Below are 15,395 nucleotides of genomic sequence, written 5' to 3' on the forward strand. Positions count from 1 at the left end.
CTGATCAATTCTACTGGGGCCATGTGGCCGGAGTGCCGCCGGACCCTCTCCGGTCCGCACCACCGAAAACCCAGGGCCGGCGCAGGAGTAAAGTTTTATCCGATGCATCTGCAGTTCGGCCGGGCCACCGGCCGTGGAAGGAGAGCCGAAGCGTTGATCCGGCGAGTAGCGCTGCTGTCCCTCCACACCTCCCCGCTGGAGCAGCCCGGCTCCGGGGACGCGGGCGGGATGAACGTATACGTTCGCGAGCTTGCCTTCTCACTGGCAGCGGCCGGCGTCGAAGTGGAGATCTTTACGCGTTCCACCTCAGCCGGCCAGGCCGCCGTCGAACATCCCATGCCCGGCGTCTGCGTCCATAACGTCCTGGCGGGACCGCCCAAGCGGCTGCCCAAGGAGCACCTGCCCGAACTCCTGCACAGCATGGTTGCCGAAATTGAGCAGATCCGGCAGCGGCAGCCGCATGGCCGGTATGACATCATCCATTCGCACTACTGGGTTTCCGGGGTTGCCGGACTGGAGCTCTCCGCGCTGTGGAACGTGCCCTTGGTGCACACCATGCACACCATGGCGCGGGTGAAGAACCTGCATCTTGGCCCGGGCGAGCTTCCCGAGCCGCGGCGGCGCGAGCTGGGTGAGCACCAGATTGTCAACGCCGCGTCCCGGCTGATCGCAAACACGGGGGCGGAGGCCAAGGAGCTGGTGTCGCACTACGGCGCCGACATTGATGTCATCGACATCGCCCCGCCCGGAGTTGACCTCGATGTGTTCAATCCCGCTTTCCGTTCGCGGTCAAGGATGCAACGGAATGTCAGCCACACGGCGTTCCACCTGGTCTTCGCCGGCCGTATCCAGCGCCTCAAAGGACCGCAGATCCTGGTGCGGGCCGCCGCCATCCTGCGCGGGCGCCGTCCGGATATAGACCTTCGCGTGACTATCCTGGGCGCCCTCAGCGGTAGCAAGGATTTCAACCTCAAGACTCTGGTGTCCGAGGCAGGAATGAACGACGTCGTCACCCACCTCGCGCCGGTGAACGCCCAGGAACTTGCGGGCTGGTTCCGCTCTGCCGACGTTGTAGTGATGCCCTCCTACAGTGAATCGTTCGGGCTGGTGGCACTCGAAGCGCAGGCCTGCGGAACACCCGTCCTGGCCACCCGGGTGGGCGGCTTGTCCAGGGCCGTGTGCCACGGCCGGACCGGATTGCTGGTGGACGGGCACCATCCCGAGGACTGGGCCGACGCCCTGGAGGCGCTGTTTGACGACCCCGCCACCCGCGACGACATGGGACGCGCCGCGTCAATCCGTGCCGAAGAATCAGGCTGGAACCGCACGGCGGCCATTACGCTGGAAAGCTACCACGCCGCGCTGGGCAGCTTCCTCGGAACGTCGCTGCTGCCCACAACGCAGATGCGGTAGGCATCTGGCCGGTCAGCCGTGATCCCGCTAGCCGGCCGCCGGAAGAAGCACCACCAGAAAGGACAACGATGTCTGAAGGAATGCTGACGGATCTTGCCATTGCGCAGGGGGCACGGCTGCGGCCGATCACGGAAGTGGCCGAGGCTGCCGGAATCGATGCCGCGGCGCTGGAAAGCTACGGGAACTATAAGGCGAAAATTAACCCCGCCCGGCTCACTGCCCCGGAGCCGCACGGGAAGGTAGTGCTGGTTTCGGCGATGTCCCCCACCCCCGCCGGCGAGGGCAAGTCCACCGTCACTGTAGGCCTGGCCGATTCGCTGGCCCGCGCAGGACGCAAGGTGATGGTGGCCCTCCGGGAGCCCTCGTTGGGACCGGTCCTGGGAATGAAAGGCGGCGCCACGGGAGGCGGTTACTCCCAGGTCCTGCCCATGGACGAGATCAACCTGCATTTCACCGGCGACTTCCACGCCATCACCTCCGCCAATAACGCGCTCATGGCCCTTGTGGACAACCACATCTTCCAGGGCAACGAACTCTCCATCGATCCGCGCCGCATGACCTTCAAGCGGGTCCTGGACATCAACGACCGTTCCCTTCGGGAGGTGGTAATCGGGCTGGGCGGGCCGGCGCAGGGAGTTCCCCGGCAGGACGGTTTCGACATCACCGTCGCCTCCGAGGTGATGGCCGTTTTTTGCCTGGCCACCGGGCTGGAGGATCTCCGCGATCGCCTCGGCCGGATTACCTTTGGCTACACCCATGATCGCCAGCCCGTGACGGTGGCGCAGCTCGGCGTCCAGGGCGCACTGACCATGCTGCTCAAGGAGGCGATCAAGCCCAACCTGGTGCAGACCATAGCCGGCACGCCTGCCCTGGTTCACGGCGGGCCGTTCGCCAACATCGCCCATGGCTGCAACTCCCTCATCGCCACCCAGACGGCCCGCAGGCTCGCGGATATTGTGGTTACGGAAGCGGGGTTTGGTGCAGACCTCGGGGCCGAGAAGTACATGGACATCAAGGCGAGGATCGCGGACGTGGCGCCTTCCGCCGTCGTGGTTGTTGCCACGGTCCGGGCACTGAAGATGCACGGCGGGGTGGCCAAGGACCGGCTGCAGTCCCCGGACGTGGATGCCCTGGCTGCCGGCGCCTGCAACCTGAAGCGGCACCTGACCAACGTGGCGCGGTTCGGCGTGCCGGCCGTGGTCGCGATCAACCGCTTCTCCTCCGACAGCGCGGCAGAACTCGACTGGCTTCTCACATGGTGCCGCGCGGAGGGTGTGCCGGCCGCCGTGGCCGACATCTGGGGCCGCGGCGGAGGCGGTGACGGCGGTGACGAGCTCGCTGCCCTGGTGGACCAGGCGCTGGCTACGCCGCATAACTTCCGGCATTTGTATGGGCTGGAGCTGCCCGTAGAGGAAAAGATCAGGACGATTGTCCAGGACATCTACGGCGCGGACGACGTCGACTTTTCCGTTCCGGCGTTGCGGCGCCTGGCTGAGATTGAGCGCAACGGCTGGTCCGGGCTGCCTGTCTGCATGGCCAAGACCCAATATTCGTTCAGCGATGATGCCACGCGTGTTGGAGCACCGAAGGGGTTCACCATTCATGTGCGCGACCTGCTGCCACGCACCGGCGCCGGTTTCATCGTGGCGCTCACCGGCGCAGTGATGACCATGCCCGGTCTGCCCAAGGAGCCTGCTGCCATGCGGATGGACGTCGACGAGGCAGGCCAAATCACCGGCCTTTTCTAACCAATGGCCGCCCCTTCGGCCGGCTCATTCGCCTTGCCGGGCATGAACCCGGGTGATCTTCACCGCAGTCCGGACATCGCGGTCGCGCAACGGCACCATGCCCGCCTGTCATGTTGAACAACAGGAGAATATTTGGGGTCCGGTCCTTGCTAAGATCTAAAGGCTCCACCGGCACCCCGGGGAGCCTCCCCCACACACCTGCCCGCTACCGACGCGTCCCCCCGCGCCCGGAGGCCGGCACCTGCCTTACCCGAGGAGACCCCTGCCCTCATGACCACCGTGGCTGAACCGAACTATTTCGAGGACTACCGCAGCGACCTTGACACCCGGTACGAAGAAGGCTTCGGGCAGGGTCCCGAACTCGACGACGATGACGACTCCGGCTTTGACGAACTCGACAAGCTCCTCAACGGATTTTTCGAGGATGACGACGACGATGACGACTTCGATACCCCCGCCAAGGCGGCGAAAAGGACCCCTGTAAGGCAGCCAGCTCCCGCTAAAGCGCCCGCGAAGACTGCTGCGCCGAAGAAGGCGCCCTCCCGGACCGCGCCCAAGGCCGGTCCTGTTATCACGCGGAAGGTGACTGCGGCTGCGCCTGTTGCCGCCCCTCCGGCCACCCCTCCCGCTGCGGAAACGGCTCCGGTTGCGGTTGGGGCTGCTGAGACAGTCCCGGCGGATGAAGCGCCGGTTGGCCTGGACATCCCCCCGGTTCCGGACAGCCCGTTCTTCGCCCCGCACATAGCACCGGTCAACCAGCATGTGGAGTTCCTGCGCAAACTCCGCCCCGGTTTCGAGGTTCCCTACGTGGACCCGATGCATTCCGTAGACGAATGCCGCATTGTGTCCCTGTTCTCCAACACCGGCGAGGCCTCCCCCCGGGGTGTTGTGTGGGCCGGCGACGATGCCGCCGCCACCCGACTGCTGGGCCTGCAGTTTCAGCTCGGCCTGCGTCCCGAATGGATCATGCCGTGGAACACCCACCCTTGGTTCACCCCGGGCGAGCCCAATGGCAGGCTGACGCCTGAACAGGTCAGCGCCGGCCTCAAGCCGCTGATCTCTTTCCTCAGGCTTGTTCCCCGCGTCTCGGCCATCGTCGCCCACGGGACGGAAGCCAACCGCCTGGCACAGATGCTCCTCAAGACGGATAACCCGATGATCTGGCGTCGCGGCCTGAAGGTCTACAAGGCCCGCCCGTTGCACGGCCGCACGTTTGCCGGCTCAAAAGAGCGCCACACCGAATTGCTGATCGACATGGGCCGCTCCTACGCCGATGCGATGGCCCGCGCTGGTCTCCAGGCCGGACGGCGCTAGCGCTTAAAGCACAACGCTCCCCCACCTGATGGTGAGGGAGCGTTGTGGTGACCTCTAGCGCTCGAGGTCGCCGCGGATGAAGGCTTCAACCTTTTCACGAGCGAGATCGTCGTTGAACTGCTCCGGCGGGGACTTCATGAAGTAGCTGGATGCAGAGAGCAGCGGACCACCGATGCCACGGTCCAGGCCGATCTTGGCGGCGCGGATGGCGTCGATGATCACACCTGCCGAGTTAGGCGAGTCCCAGACCTCAAGCTTGTATTCCAGCGAAACCGGGGCGTCACCGAAGTTGCGGCCTTCGAGGCGCACAAAGGCCCACTTGCGGTCGTCAAGCCACTGGACGTAGTCCGACGGGCCGATGTGCACGTCCTTGGCAGCAAGCTCAGCCTCAACGTTGGAGGTGACGGCCTGCGTCTTGGAGATCTTCTTCGATTCCAGGCGGTCGCGCTCGAGCATGTTCTTGAAGTCCATGTTGCCGCCGACGTTCAGCTGGTACGTGCGGTCCAGGGTGACACCACGGTCTTCGAACAGCTTGGCCATGACGCGGTGGGTGATGGTGGCGCCGATCTGGCTCTTGATGTCGTCGCCCACAATCGGGACGCCGGCAGCGGTGAACTTGTCAGCCCACTTCTTCGTGCCTGCGATGAAGACGGGGAGTGCGTTGACAAACCCGACGCCGGCATCGATGGCGCACTGGGCGTAGAACTCTGCAGCCTCCTGGGATCCGACCGGAAGGTAACAAACCATAACGTCAACCTGGGCATCCTTCAGGGCCTGGACAACGTCAACAGGCTCCTCCGTGGACTGCTCGATGGTCTCCAGGTAGTACTTGCCCAGGCCGTCAAGGGTGTGGCCGCGCTGCACGGTGACACCGGTGGGTGCCACATCGGCGATCTTGATGGTGTTGTTCTCGCTGGCGAGGATGGCATCGGCGAGGTCAACTCCCACCTTTTTACCGTCGACGTCGAATGCTGCGACGAACTGGACATCGTTAACGTGGTACTTGCCAAATTCAACGTGCATCAGCCCCGGAATCGTGGCCTGGGGATCGGCGTCCCGGTAGTAGTGGACACCCTGGACCAGCGAGGCGGCGCAGTTGCCCACTCCAACAATGGCTACACGGATCGGATTCGAAGACACGGAACTCCTTAGGAACAAACGTCTGGTGCAGCCGTTCCTGCGGCGGAACCATAGGCTCCAGAGGGGACGGCGGGCAATCGCAGCGCCATACGGCGCCTCTACATTCTACCAACTGTGCCGGACGGGGTAATGTTCCCCGCCCGGCACAGCCCTGACCACCGGCGAATCAGCGCCCGCTGATATCCGATTCGGCAGCGAACTTATCAATTGCAGCCAGTTCGTCAACGGTGAAGCCGAGGTTATTGATGGCAGCCAAAGTGTCTTCGAGCTGGCGGACGCTGGATGCTCCCACCAACGCCGATGTGACAGGCGTGCCCTTGGGCTGATCACGAAGTATCCAGGAAATGGCCATTTGCGCCAGGCTCTGGCCGCGGCCCCCGGCAATCTCCGTCAAGCCCCGGACCCGGTTGAGGGTGTCCTCCGTAATGGCCGCTTCGGAGAGGAAGCGGGCCTTCGCTGCCCGGGAGTCTTCGGGTATGCCCTTGAGGTAACGGTCGGTCAACACGCCTTGGGCCAATGGCGAGAACGCGATCGAGCCGGCTCCTACCTGCTCGAGCGCTTCATACAGGTTGGGCGAGCCGTTCTCCGTCCAGCGGTTGAGCATGGAGTAGCTGGGCTGGTGAATCAGCAGCGGCGTACCCAGTTCCTTCAGGATACGGGCTGCCTCCAGGGTCTGCTCCGGGGTGTAGGAGGAGATGCCCGCATATAGCGCCTTGCCTGAGCGGACGGCGTGGTCCAGGGCCCCCATTGTTTCCTCCATGGGGGTGTCCGGGTCCGGCCGGTGGCTGTAGAAGATGTCCACGTAATCCAGGCCCATGCGCTGCAGCGACTGGTCCAGGCTGGACAGCAGGTACTTGCGGGATCCCCACTCCCCGTACGGGCCCGGCCACATGTAATAGCCCGCCTTGGTGGAAATGACCAGTTCGTCCCGGTAAGGCTTGAAGTCGTCGGCGAGGTGCCTGCCAAAGTTGGTCTCGGCAGAACCATCCGGCGGCCCGTAATTGTTGGCGAGGTCGAAATGGTTCACGCCCAGATCGAAGGCACGGCGCAGGATGGCACGCTGGTCCTCAAACTTCTTGTCGTCTCCGAAGTTGTGCCACAGTCCCAAGGAAATTGCTGGAAGCTTGAGACCGCTGCGGCCAACGCGGCGGTAAGGCATGGTGTCGTAGCGGTTTTCCGCAGCGATATAAGTCATATTTACTATCCTGCCAGTTGTGACCCGCACAACATCACAAATCCAAACAATTAAGCCCCCGGCTGACGCTTGCGCTCTGCCGGACGTCCCGACTGCAGCCACCATGGGCGCACAGCCGGGACCCCCACAAGCAGCCCTTCAGGGATCGGTCTTCGACCAATTCCCGCTTAGACCGGATCAGGAACGCGCAGCGACCGCCACGATGGCAGCACTCCACGGTGCCAGGGTCAGGACAGCGTCTTCCAGCGCCGTGACGTCCTCGGTTGCGAGGACCAGCGCGCCCGCCGCGTCCTGCAGCCGGACCGTTTCGTCGGAGGCGTTGAGCAGCACCTCGACAGATCCGCGCTGAAAACGCAACCAGCCGGCGTCGTTATCAAAAACGACCTTGGTTTCCGTAAAGCCCAGCCCGGCGAGGTCAGGGTATTCGCGTCGGAGCGCGATCAGTGAGCGGTACAGGTTCAGCAGCCGCGCCTGGTCGCCGTCAGCAGCTTCCTCCCACTTCAGCTTGGAGCGTTGGAAGGTTTCCGGGTCCTGCGGATCGGGCACGACGTCGGGATCCCACCCCATCCGCTCGAACTCCTTGATGCGACCTTCCGCGGTAGCCTTGCCCAGTTCGGGCTCGGGGTGCGAGGTGAAGAATTGCCAAGGCGTGGTGGCGCCGAATTCCTCGCCCATAAACAGCATCGGCGTAAACGGAGAGGTCAGCGTGAGCACGGCTGCTACCGCAAGGCGGCCGTACGGCAGTGATTGCGACAACCGGTCGCCCACCGCCCGGTTGCCGATCTGGTCGTGGTTCTGGTTGCAGACCACCAGCGCGGACGGATGAACCAAAGCAGTGTTGATGGGACGCCCATGGTGCCTGCCGCGGAAGCTTGAGTAGCTGCCGTCATGCAGGAACCCGTCCTTCAGGACCTTGGCCAGCACCTCCAGCGACTCGAAATCCTCGTAGTACCCTTCCGTTTCGCCACTGACGGCGACGTGCACGGCGTGGTGGAAGTCGTCGCTCCACTGCCCCGTGAGCCCGTAACCGTTCCCGTTGCGCGGGTACAGCAACCGGGGGTTGTTCAGGTCCGACTCCGCAATGAGTGTCTTGGGAAGTCCGGTCTCGGCTGCGATGGTGTCACCTAAAGCACCGAACTCCTCCAGCAGGTGTACTGCCCGTTCATCACGAAGCGCATGGACGGCATCCAGCCGGAGCCCGTCCACGTGGAAATCCCTAAGCCACATCGCGACGTTGTCCAGGATGTACTCGCGGACGACGTCCGATCCCGGACCGTCCAGGTTGACCGAATCTCCCCAGGTGTTGGCGTCGCCCTGCTTCAGGTACGGTCCGAAGCTGGGCAGGTAGTTGCCGCTGGGTCCCAGGTGGTTGTAGACGACGTCCTGGATGACCCCGATGCCGGCGGCGTGTGCCGCGTCCACAAACCGCTGGTAGGCAGCAGGGCCGCCGTACCCTTCGTGGACCGCATACCACTGCACACCGTCATAACCCCAGTTGTGCGTGCCGTTGAAGGCGTTGACCGGCAGCAGCTCAACGAAGTCCACGCCAAGATCCGCGAGGTAGCCCAGCTTTTCGATGGCAGCGTCCAGGGTGCCCTCGGGGGTGAACGTGCCCAGGTGCATCTCGTAGATAACTGCACCTTTGAGTTCCCGTCCCCGCCAGGCAGTATCCTGCCAGGCGTAAACGGTTGGATCGAAGGTCCGCGAAAGCTTATGGACTCCCTGCGGCAGCCGACGCGACCGGGGGTCCGGCAGCGCCGGTTCGCCGTCCAGCTTGTAGCCGTAATCGACTTCTCCGGTTTCAGGAGCCTCGGGCGCCGTCCACCAGCCATCAGCGCCGGGGCCACGATCCACGCGGACCATTGCCAGTTCCCGGTCATCGACCTGCAGTGTCACCTGCTTGGCATTGGGCGCCCATACGTCGAAGCGCTCCGCTCCTGTGCTGTGAAGTGTCATGCCATGCCTCCTTCAGGTACCAGCAAAGCCACGGGATATACGCGGAGGATCTCTGAAACCTCCACCTTGCCGGGACCAAACTGCTGGCCGGTCAGTTCGTCAGTTAAGGCGACAGGAAGTTCGACGGCGGTATCGGCCCAGCCGCCCGATTCCTCCAGTCCGTAGGGGAGCCTGGTAGCCAAGGCAACGGCCCCGACAGCATCTGCTGCGCCGCGGTCAAAAGCGACCAAGTGATGTGCCGCCGGTCCGGTGGCTGTCAGCGGCCGGTAGCCGGCGAACAGTTCGGGCCGGTTCCGCTTGAGCCGCAGCGCTCTGGAGGTAACCAGCAGCTTGGCCGATTCTGCCGTGTAGGACGCCGGCAACACGCCGTCGTCCAGTTCAGCCAGGGCAGTACGGCGCCTGTCGAAGTCAACAGTGCGCCGGTTGTCCGGATCCGCCAGGGAGCGGTCCCAAAACTCGGTGCCCTGGTAGACATCCGGCACACCGGGCATGGTGAGCTGGATCAGCTTGGCGGAGAGCGAGTTCGACGCTCCGTGCGGTTCGATCCGGGCAACGAACGCCGTCAGCTCGGTCCGAACTTCAGGGTTGTCGAAGACGGCGTCGACGGCGGCGAGCAGCTTGGCCTCGAAGTCCTCATCGGGGTCGGTCCAGGTGGTGGAGTTACCGGCTTCGCGGGCCGCCTTTTCCGCGTAGCTGCGAAGCCTTTCGCGGCCTGCCGGCCAGGCACCGGCTATGGCCTGCCACAACAGGGCGGCGAGCGGGCCGTCCGGCAGCGGCGCAAGTTCGCGCAGCTTGGACAGCGTGGCGGACCATTCCGGCACCATTTCGGAGATGACCGAGATTCGGGCGCGGGTATCTTCGCTGCGCTTGGTGTCGTGGGTGGTCAGCGTGGTCATGGACAGCGGCAGCTTCTCCTGCCGCCGTTCCATCCGCCGGTGGAACTCCTCCGGGGCGAGGGAGAACTCGGTGGGATCGGCGCCTACCTCGGTGAGCGTACCGAGCCGCGTGTACCGGTAGAAAGCGGTGTCCTCCACGCCCTTGGCCATGACCATCCCTGAGGTCTGCTGGAAGCGGCGTCCCAGTTCCTTTTCCGGGTCGGCCAGGAGTACCAACAGCTTTTCGATGGCGCCGGCAAGGTCCGGACGGGACTCGCTGGCACTCTGACAGGCATCCTTCAGGACACCGGCGCCTTCCGGAAGGTAGGTCCGGTAGACCGGGAAAGCCGCGATGATTTCGGCCAGCCCTTCAGCTGCCTCGTCCTCCGTCAGACCGCTGTTGTCCGGAAGCAGGCGGACCAACCGGAGGATCTCGGAATGGAGGATGCCGTCCTCCATGTCCCGCTTGGTGCCGTGGATCATGTCCTCATAATCAGCCGCGCCGGCGCGCCCCCGGAGCCGTGAGTCGAGCCGTGTCAAGGGGGCCTTGCCGGCGGGATCCACGAAGAGCCGGTCGACGTCAGCAAGGGCGTCGTAGCCGGTGGTACCTTCGCATTCGAAGTCTTCGGGCAGGTCCTCACCCGGTTCCAGGATCTTCTCGACGAGGATGTAGGCACCCCCGCTGACCTCCTTGAGCCGCTTGAGGTAGCCGGCGGGGTCTGCCAAACCATCGGGGTGGTCTACGCGCAAGCCGGCCACCAGGCCTTCATCGAACCAGCGCTTCACCTCAGCGTGGGCGGCGTCGAATACCCAGGGAACTTCCACCTTGATGCCCGCGAGCGTGTTCACGGCAAAGAACCGGCGGTAGTTCAGCTCGGAGTCTGCCCGCCGCCAATCGACCAGCTCATAGTGCTGGCGGCCGTGGACATCGCGGGGGTTGTCCCCAGGCTGGTAGCTGCCTTCGGCCAGCGGAAAGCGGTGCCCGTAGTAGCGGAGTTCGCCGTCCTTGATCTCCAGCTGGTCCAGTTCGTCGTCATCCCCCAGCACCGGAATCCGGATGCGTCCGCCGCCGAAGTCCCAGTCGACGTCGAACGCTTCCGCATACGGTGACTGGCGGCCCTCCTTGAGCAGCGACCACCACCAGGGATTTTGGGGCGGCGAGGCTACGCCCACGTGGTTGGGGACGATGTCCACCAACACGCCCATGCCGGCTGCCCGGGCTGCACGGGAAACGGCAAGGAGCCCTTCCGGTCCGCCACGGTCAGGGTCCACGGCTGACGGGTCGGTGACGTCATAGCCGTGGTCCGAGCCCTTTTCTGCCGTGAGGATGGGAGACAGGTAGAGCCAGTCCACACCCAGGTCCTTGAGGTACGGAACCGTAGCGGCGGCGTCCTGAAGCGTGAACTCCGACCGGATCTGCAGACGGTAGGTAGATAAAGGAGTCTTCACTTGGCCTCGTCCTTCCGCTCCCCCACCTTGGTGGTTTTACCTGGCTCGGCGACGGCAGGCGTGCTGAGTGACTCGGTTTCGCTGCTGGTGGCCTGGGTCAGGGCGGCCAGCGAGGCGGCTACTGAGTGGTCAGGCTCAGTTTCAGGCATGGAGTGTGCACGCAGGACAACAAGGGATTTCGCTTCCACCGGCAGGGTATCCCCGGCCATGACCGGTACAGTGTCTGCGTTCTTCCCGGCGGTGTCAATGATGATGTCCCAGGCCGGAGCGTATTCGTCAGACGGCAAGGTGAAGTTCACGACGTCGTCATGGGCGTTGAAGTAGAGCACGAAGTTGACGTCCGTGATCCGGCGGCCGCGTGCGTCCTTGCCCTGGATGCCATAACCATTCAGGAACACGCCGATGGACCGGCCAAAGCCACTGTGCCAGGCTTCGGGCTTCATTGTTTCGCCATCCGGGTTCAGCCATACGATGTCCGGCAGCCGTTCGCCTTCACCCCGCAGGACCGGGCTCCCGTCGAAGAAGCGGCTGCGGCGGAAGGTGGGGTGCTTAGCCCGCAACGCGTTGACGGCGGCAGTGAACTCCACCAGTGGCTGGTCGATGGCATCCCAGTTAATCCAGGTCAGCTCGGAGTCCTGGCAGTAGCCGTTGTTGTTGCCCCGCTGGGTACGGCCCAGCTCGTCACCGTGCAGGAGCATGGGGACGCCCTGGGAAAGCAACAGCGACGCGATGAAGTTGCGCTGCTGCCGGGCCCGAAGCGACAGCACCTGGGGATCGTCGGTGGGACCCTCGACCCCGCAGTTCCAGGACCTGTTGTGGGACTCGCCGTCGTTATTGTCCTCACCGTTGGCCGCATTGTGCTTTTCGTTGTAGGAGACGAGGTCAGCCAAGGTGAAGCCGTCGTGGGCGGTGACGAAGTTGATGGACGCCACAGGACGGCGGCCGGAGTGCTCGTAGAGGTCAGCCGAGCCGGTAATCCGCGACGCGAATTCGGCCAAAGTGGACGGCTCGCCGCGCCAGAAATCGCGAACGGTGTCGCGGTAAGCGCCGTTCCATTCCGTCCACAGGGGCGGGAAGTTACCCACCTGGTAACCACCCGGGCCAACGTCCCAAGGTTCAGCGATGAGCTTGACCTGGGAAACGACCGGGTCCTGCTGGATGAGCTCGAAGAAGGTGGAAAGCTTGTCCACGTCATAAAACTCGCGGGCCAGCGTGGATGCGAGGTCGAAGCGGAAGCCGTCCACGTGCATTTCGGTGACCCAGTAGCGCAGCGAATCCATCAACAGCTGCAGCGAGTGCGGCTGGCGGACGTTCAGCGTGTTGCCGGTACCGGTGTAATCCCGGTAATACTGCTGGTCATCTTCCATCAGACGGTAGTACGCGGCATTGTCGATGCCTTTGAAGGACAGGGTGGGGCCCAGATGGTTGCCCTCGGCTGTGTGGTTGTAGACGACGTCGAGGATGACTTCGATGCCTGCCTTGTGCAGGGCGCGCACCATAGCTTTGAAGTCCTGGACCTGCTGGCCTGCGTCTCCGGTGGAGCTGTAGGTGTTCTGCGGGGCAAAGAATCCGATGGTGTTGTAGCCCCAGTAGTTGCTGAGCCCCTTGTCCTGCAAAGTGCCGTCATTGACGAACTGGTGCACGGGCATCAGTTCGATGGCGGTGATGCCGAGCTTCTGCAGGTGGGCAATGACTGAGGGGTGCGCCACGCCGGCGTACGTGCCGCGCTGCTCTTCCGGTACCTCCGGGTGCAACTGGGTGAGGCCCTTGACGTGGGCTTCGTAAATCACCGTCTGGTGGTACGGGATGCGGAGGTTCTGGTCGCCGTCCCAGTCGAAGAAGGGGTTGATGACCACGCCCATCATCATGTGCTGCGCAGAGTCCTCGTTGTTGATGGTCTCGGGACCCTCACCCAGATTGTAGGTGAAGAGAGCCGGGTCCCAGTCAATCTGCCCGTGGACTGCTTTGGCGTAAGGGTCCAACAGGAGCTTGTTGGGGTTGAAGCGGTTGCCGGAGGCGGGATCGTAAGGACCGTGCACGCGGTAGCCATACTTCTGGCCGGGCTGTATCTGGGGGATGTAGCAGTGCCAGACGTAGCCGTCCACCTCGTCGAGGGTGACACGCGTTTCCTTGCCGTCATCGTCAAAAAGGCACAGTTCCACTTTTTCGGCACGCTCGCTGAACAGCGCGAAGTTAGTGCCGGTGCCGTTGTACGTGGCTCCCAGCGGGTAGGCGCTTCCAGGCCAAACTTCCATGATGCTCCTCATTGGTAATGACCAGCCGGGAGGAGTGAATCTCCCTGCTGTTACGGTGCGAACTACTGCCTACCTTATTGGCAGGCCCTGACTGTTACGTGAATGGGTTACAGCGTTACTAAGCATGCTGACTTTACCCAGGACTTGGGGTAAGGCGCCGGCGACGTCCGAGGCGGTAATCGGTCCGCCGTTTAAAACCGCCGATGCGGAAGACCCTGCGAGCCCGTGGAGGGAGGCTGCCAGCGCGGCCAGTGCAGCCCAGCGTCCGGCATCGCTGATGCCCAGTGCCCGGTGGCGTCCGACGTCGGATTCTGCCTGCGCCAACAGTGCGCCGATGATCCCGGCAAGGACGTCGCCACTTCCGGCGGTGGCCAGCCACGGTGTGCCCTCGGCTTGGCTGAATACGCCGCCACCGGGGGTGGCCACCAGGGTGGTGGCGCCTTTGAGCAACACGGTAGCGCCGGTCATCTCAGCAGCGAGGGCAACGGTTCCAAGGGGGGAATGCTCGACGGCGGCCCGTTCGGTTTCGTAGCCCAGACGGGTTAACAACGTGGCGAGTTCGCCGGCGTGCGGTGTCAGGACGGCCTGCGGTCCCAGCGATGACGCCAGCCCGGTCAGGGCGCCGGCGTCGACGGCCACGGGCAGGCCTGAGGCTACGGCATCCTGCGCGCGCCGCAGTTGGTGTTCATTACCGCCGGCGTCGGCCCCTGCAGCAGAGCCGGATCCCGCCGGCACCAACCCGGGTCCCACCAGCCAGGCCTGCACATGTGCATCGGCGACTTCGCCCGTGGAGCACACCACTTCCGGGCAGGCCTGCTGCACCAACGCGGCGACGGCCGGTGGCCCCAGGTAGCGCACCATGCCCGCTCCGGCGGCCAGCGCCCCCTGGCAGGCCAGCACCGCAGCCCCGGGGTAGGACCGGGTTCCTGCCACGATGCCGAGCACGCCGCGGGAATACTTATGCGACCTGCGGGCCGGCTGCGGCAGCAGCCCGGCAAGCTCGGCCGCTTCCAGTCGCAGCACCGACGGCTCTCCCAGCCACGATTCAATACCGATGGGAACCACTACGATCCGGCCGGCATAGTCCGCCCCGGGATCGGCCAGCAGCCCGGCCTTTGCGGCGCCGAACGTCACGGTGAAGGTTGCCGGGAGGACTGGACCCGCCACTTCCCCGGTGTCAGCGCTCACGCCGCTCGGGACATCGCAGGCCACCACCAGTTGGGGCGGGGCGGCGGCTACGGCCGCCACCAGCGCGGCCGCAGGACCGCGGAGACCGCCGCGCGCACCGGTACCCAGGACAGCGTCGATGACAACATCGGCGCGGGAGCACAGCTCAGCGAGTTCCGGCGTCGAACGTTCGGTGAGTTGTTGGATGATCCCGCCGGAGGCCTTGAAAGCTGCCAGGCCGGCAGGGTGCGCGTCTGCAGAGGTGAGGATCGCCGTGGTACGTAGTCCCCGGCGGCACAGGATGGCAGCTGCGAAAAGTCCGTCTCCGCCGTTGTTGCCTTTCCCCACCAGCACGACGGCGGAGCCGCCGTAGAGCCGGCGGCTCCGCCCCTGCAACTCACGGATGGTGGCGTTGGCCAGGCCGTAGGCGGCCCGTTCCATCAGGATGCGGCCGCTACCTTGCCTTAGAAGCGGCTCTTCAGCGGCTCGAACGCTGGTTCCGGTATGCGCCCTGATCATGGTGATGTCAGGGCTCAGCCTTCGGCCAGGACCGTTGCGGTGGCAATTCCGCCATCATGGCTCATCGAGAGGTGCCACCGCTTGACTCCCTTGGACTCGGCTACCGCCAGGACGGTGCCCTTGACCTTGATGGTTGGGCCGTGCTCGTCGAGGCCGATCCAGCAGTCCTGCCAGTTCATGCCGGCCGGAGCGCCCAGTACCTTGGCGACAGCCTCCTTAGCGGCAAACCGGGCAGCGAGGGAACGGGTGTTCAGTTCCCTCTCTGCGGGCACGAACAATCTGTCGCGCAGCCCGGGGGTCCGCTCCAACTGCCGTCCGAACCGCTCGATGTCCACAACGTCAACGCCTATGCCAACAATCATGC

Annotated in this window: 10 protein-coding genes; 3 read left to right on the forward strand and 7 right to left on the reverse strand. The window is 64.4% G+C overall.

What is annotated here, in order from left to right:
• Nucleotides 1-102 precede the first annotated feature (102 nt).
• The 3 genes from mshA to AC50X5_RS03395 all read left to right on the forward strand — a co-directional run bounded on the left by mshA (nt 103) and on the right by AC50X5_RS03395 (nt 4,475).
• Nucleotides 103-1,413 (forward strand): D-inositol-3-phosphate glycosyltransferase, encoded by a 1,311-nt coding sequence (gene mshA, locus AC50X5_RS03385; RefSeq protein ID WP_494974721.1) that lies wholly within the window; start codon nt 103-105, stop codon nt 1,411-1,413.
• 68 nt (nt 1,414-1,481) lie between these two features.
• On the forward strand, nt 1,482-3,161 hold the full coding sequence (locus tag AC50X5_RS03390) for a formate--tetrahydrofolate ligase (protein WP_494974722.1): 1,680 nt from the start codon (nt 1,482-1,484) through the stop codon (nt 3,159-3,161).
• Nucleotides 3,162-3,977: 816 nt separating this feature from the next.
• Nucleotides 3,978-4,475, forward strand: coding sequence for a uracil-DNA glycosylase family protein (locus AC50X5_RS03395; protein ID WP_494975221.1), 498 nt, complete (start codon nt 3,978-3,980; stop codon nt 4,473-4,475).
• Between the two features lie 54 nt (nt 4,476-4,529).
• Here AC50X5_RS03395 and AC50X5_RS03400 read toward each other — a convergent pair whose 3' ends face one another.
• From AC50X5_RS03400 to AC50X5_RS03430, 7 genes are all read right to left on the reverse strand, one after another.
• Nucleotides 4,530-5,615 (reverse strand): inositol-3-phosphate synthase, encoded by a 1,086-nt coding sequence (locus tag AC50X5_RS03400; RefSeq protein WP_494974723.1) that lies wholly within the window; start codon nt 5,613-5,615, stop codon nt 4,530-4,532.
• A gap of 166 nt (nt 5,616-5,781) precedes the next feature.
• On the reverse strand, nt 5,782-6,810 hold the full coding sequence (mgrA, locus tag AC50X5_RS03405; RefSeq protein ID WP_494974724.1) for an L-glyceraldehyde 3-phosphate reductase: 1,029 nt from the start codon (nt 6,808-6,810) through the stop codon (nt 5,782-5,784).
• 177 nt (nt 6,811-6,987) lie between these two features.
• Complete coding sequence (gene treZ, locus AC50X5_RS03410; protein ID WP_494974725.1) at nt 6,988-8,766, reverse strand: malto-oligosyltrehalose trehalohydrolase; 1,779 nt, start codon at nt 8,764-8,766, stop codon at nt 6,988-6,990.
• Nucleotides 8,763-11,090 carry a malto-oligosyltrehalose synthase gene (treY, locus tag AC50X5_RS03415; protein WP_494974726.1) on the reverse strand — a complete coding sequence of 776 codons (2,328 nt, stop codon included), beginning with the start codon at nt 11,088-11,090 and terminating at the stop codon, nt 8,763-8,765. The genes treZ and treY overlap by 4 nt, the downstream gene beginning before the upstream one ends.
• Complete coding sequence (gene glgX / locus AC50X5_RS03420; protein ID WP_494974727.1) at nt 11,087-13,345, reverse strand: glycogen debranching protein GlgX; 2,259 nt, start codon at nt 13,343-13,345, stop codon at nt 11,087-11,089. The genes treY and glgX overlap by 4 nt, the downstream gene beginning before the upstream one ends.
• Nucleotides 13,346-13,414: 69 nt before the next feature.
• Complete coding sequence (locus AC50X5_RS03425; RefSeq protein WP_494974728.1) at nt 13,415-15,031, reverse strand: NAD(P)H-hydrate epimerase; 1,617 nt, start codon at nt 15,029-15,031, stop codon at nt 13,415-13,417.
• Between the two features lie 14 nt (nt 15,032-15,045).
• Nucleotides 15,046-15,393: a holo-ACP synthase gene (locus AC50X5_RS03430; RefSeq protein WP_463934625.1), complete on the reverse strand. Its 348-nt coding sequence runs from the start codon at nt 15,391-15,393 to the stop codon at nt 15,046-15,048.
• Nucleotides 15,394-15,395 lie beyond the last annotated feature (2 nt).

Source organism: Pseudarthrobacter sp. MDT1-40-2 (assembly GCF_059383595.1).

Bases quoted from the DNA above. Each gene is read 5' to 3' on its own strand.
- mshA (WP_494974721.1), top strand. From the start codon at position 103: ATGCATCTGCAGTTCGGCCGGGCCACCGGCCGTGGAAGGAGAGCCGAA.
- AC50X5_RS03390 (WP_494974722.1), top strand. From the start codon at position 1,482: ATGTCTGAAGGAATGCTGACGGATCTTGCCATTGCGCAGGGGGCACGG.
- AC50X5_RS03395 (WP_494975221.1), top strand. From the start codon at position 3,978: ATGCATTCCGTAGACGAATGCCGCATTGTGTCCCTGTTCTCCAACACC.
- mgrA (WP_494974724.1), bottom strand. From the start codon at position 6,810: ATGACTTATATCGCTGCGGAAAACCGCTACGACACCATGCCTTACCGC.
- treZ (WP_494974725.1), bottom strand. From the start codon at position 8,766: ATGACACTTCACAGCACAGGAGCGGAGCGCTTCGACGTATGGGCGCCC.
- glgX (WP_494974727.1), bottom strand. From the start codon at position 13,345: ATGGAAGTTTGGCCTGGAAGCGCCTACCCGCTGGGAGCCACGTACAAC.
- AC50X5_RS03425 (WP_494974728.1), bottom strand. From the start codon at position 15,031: ATGATCAGGGCGCATACCGGAACCAGCGTTCGAGCCGCTGAAGAGCCG.
- AC50X5_RS03430 (WP_463934625.1), bottom strand. From the start codon at position 15,393: ATGATTGTTGGCATAGGCGTTGACGTTGTGGACATCGAGCGGTTCGGA.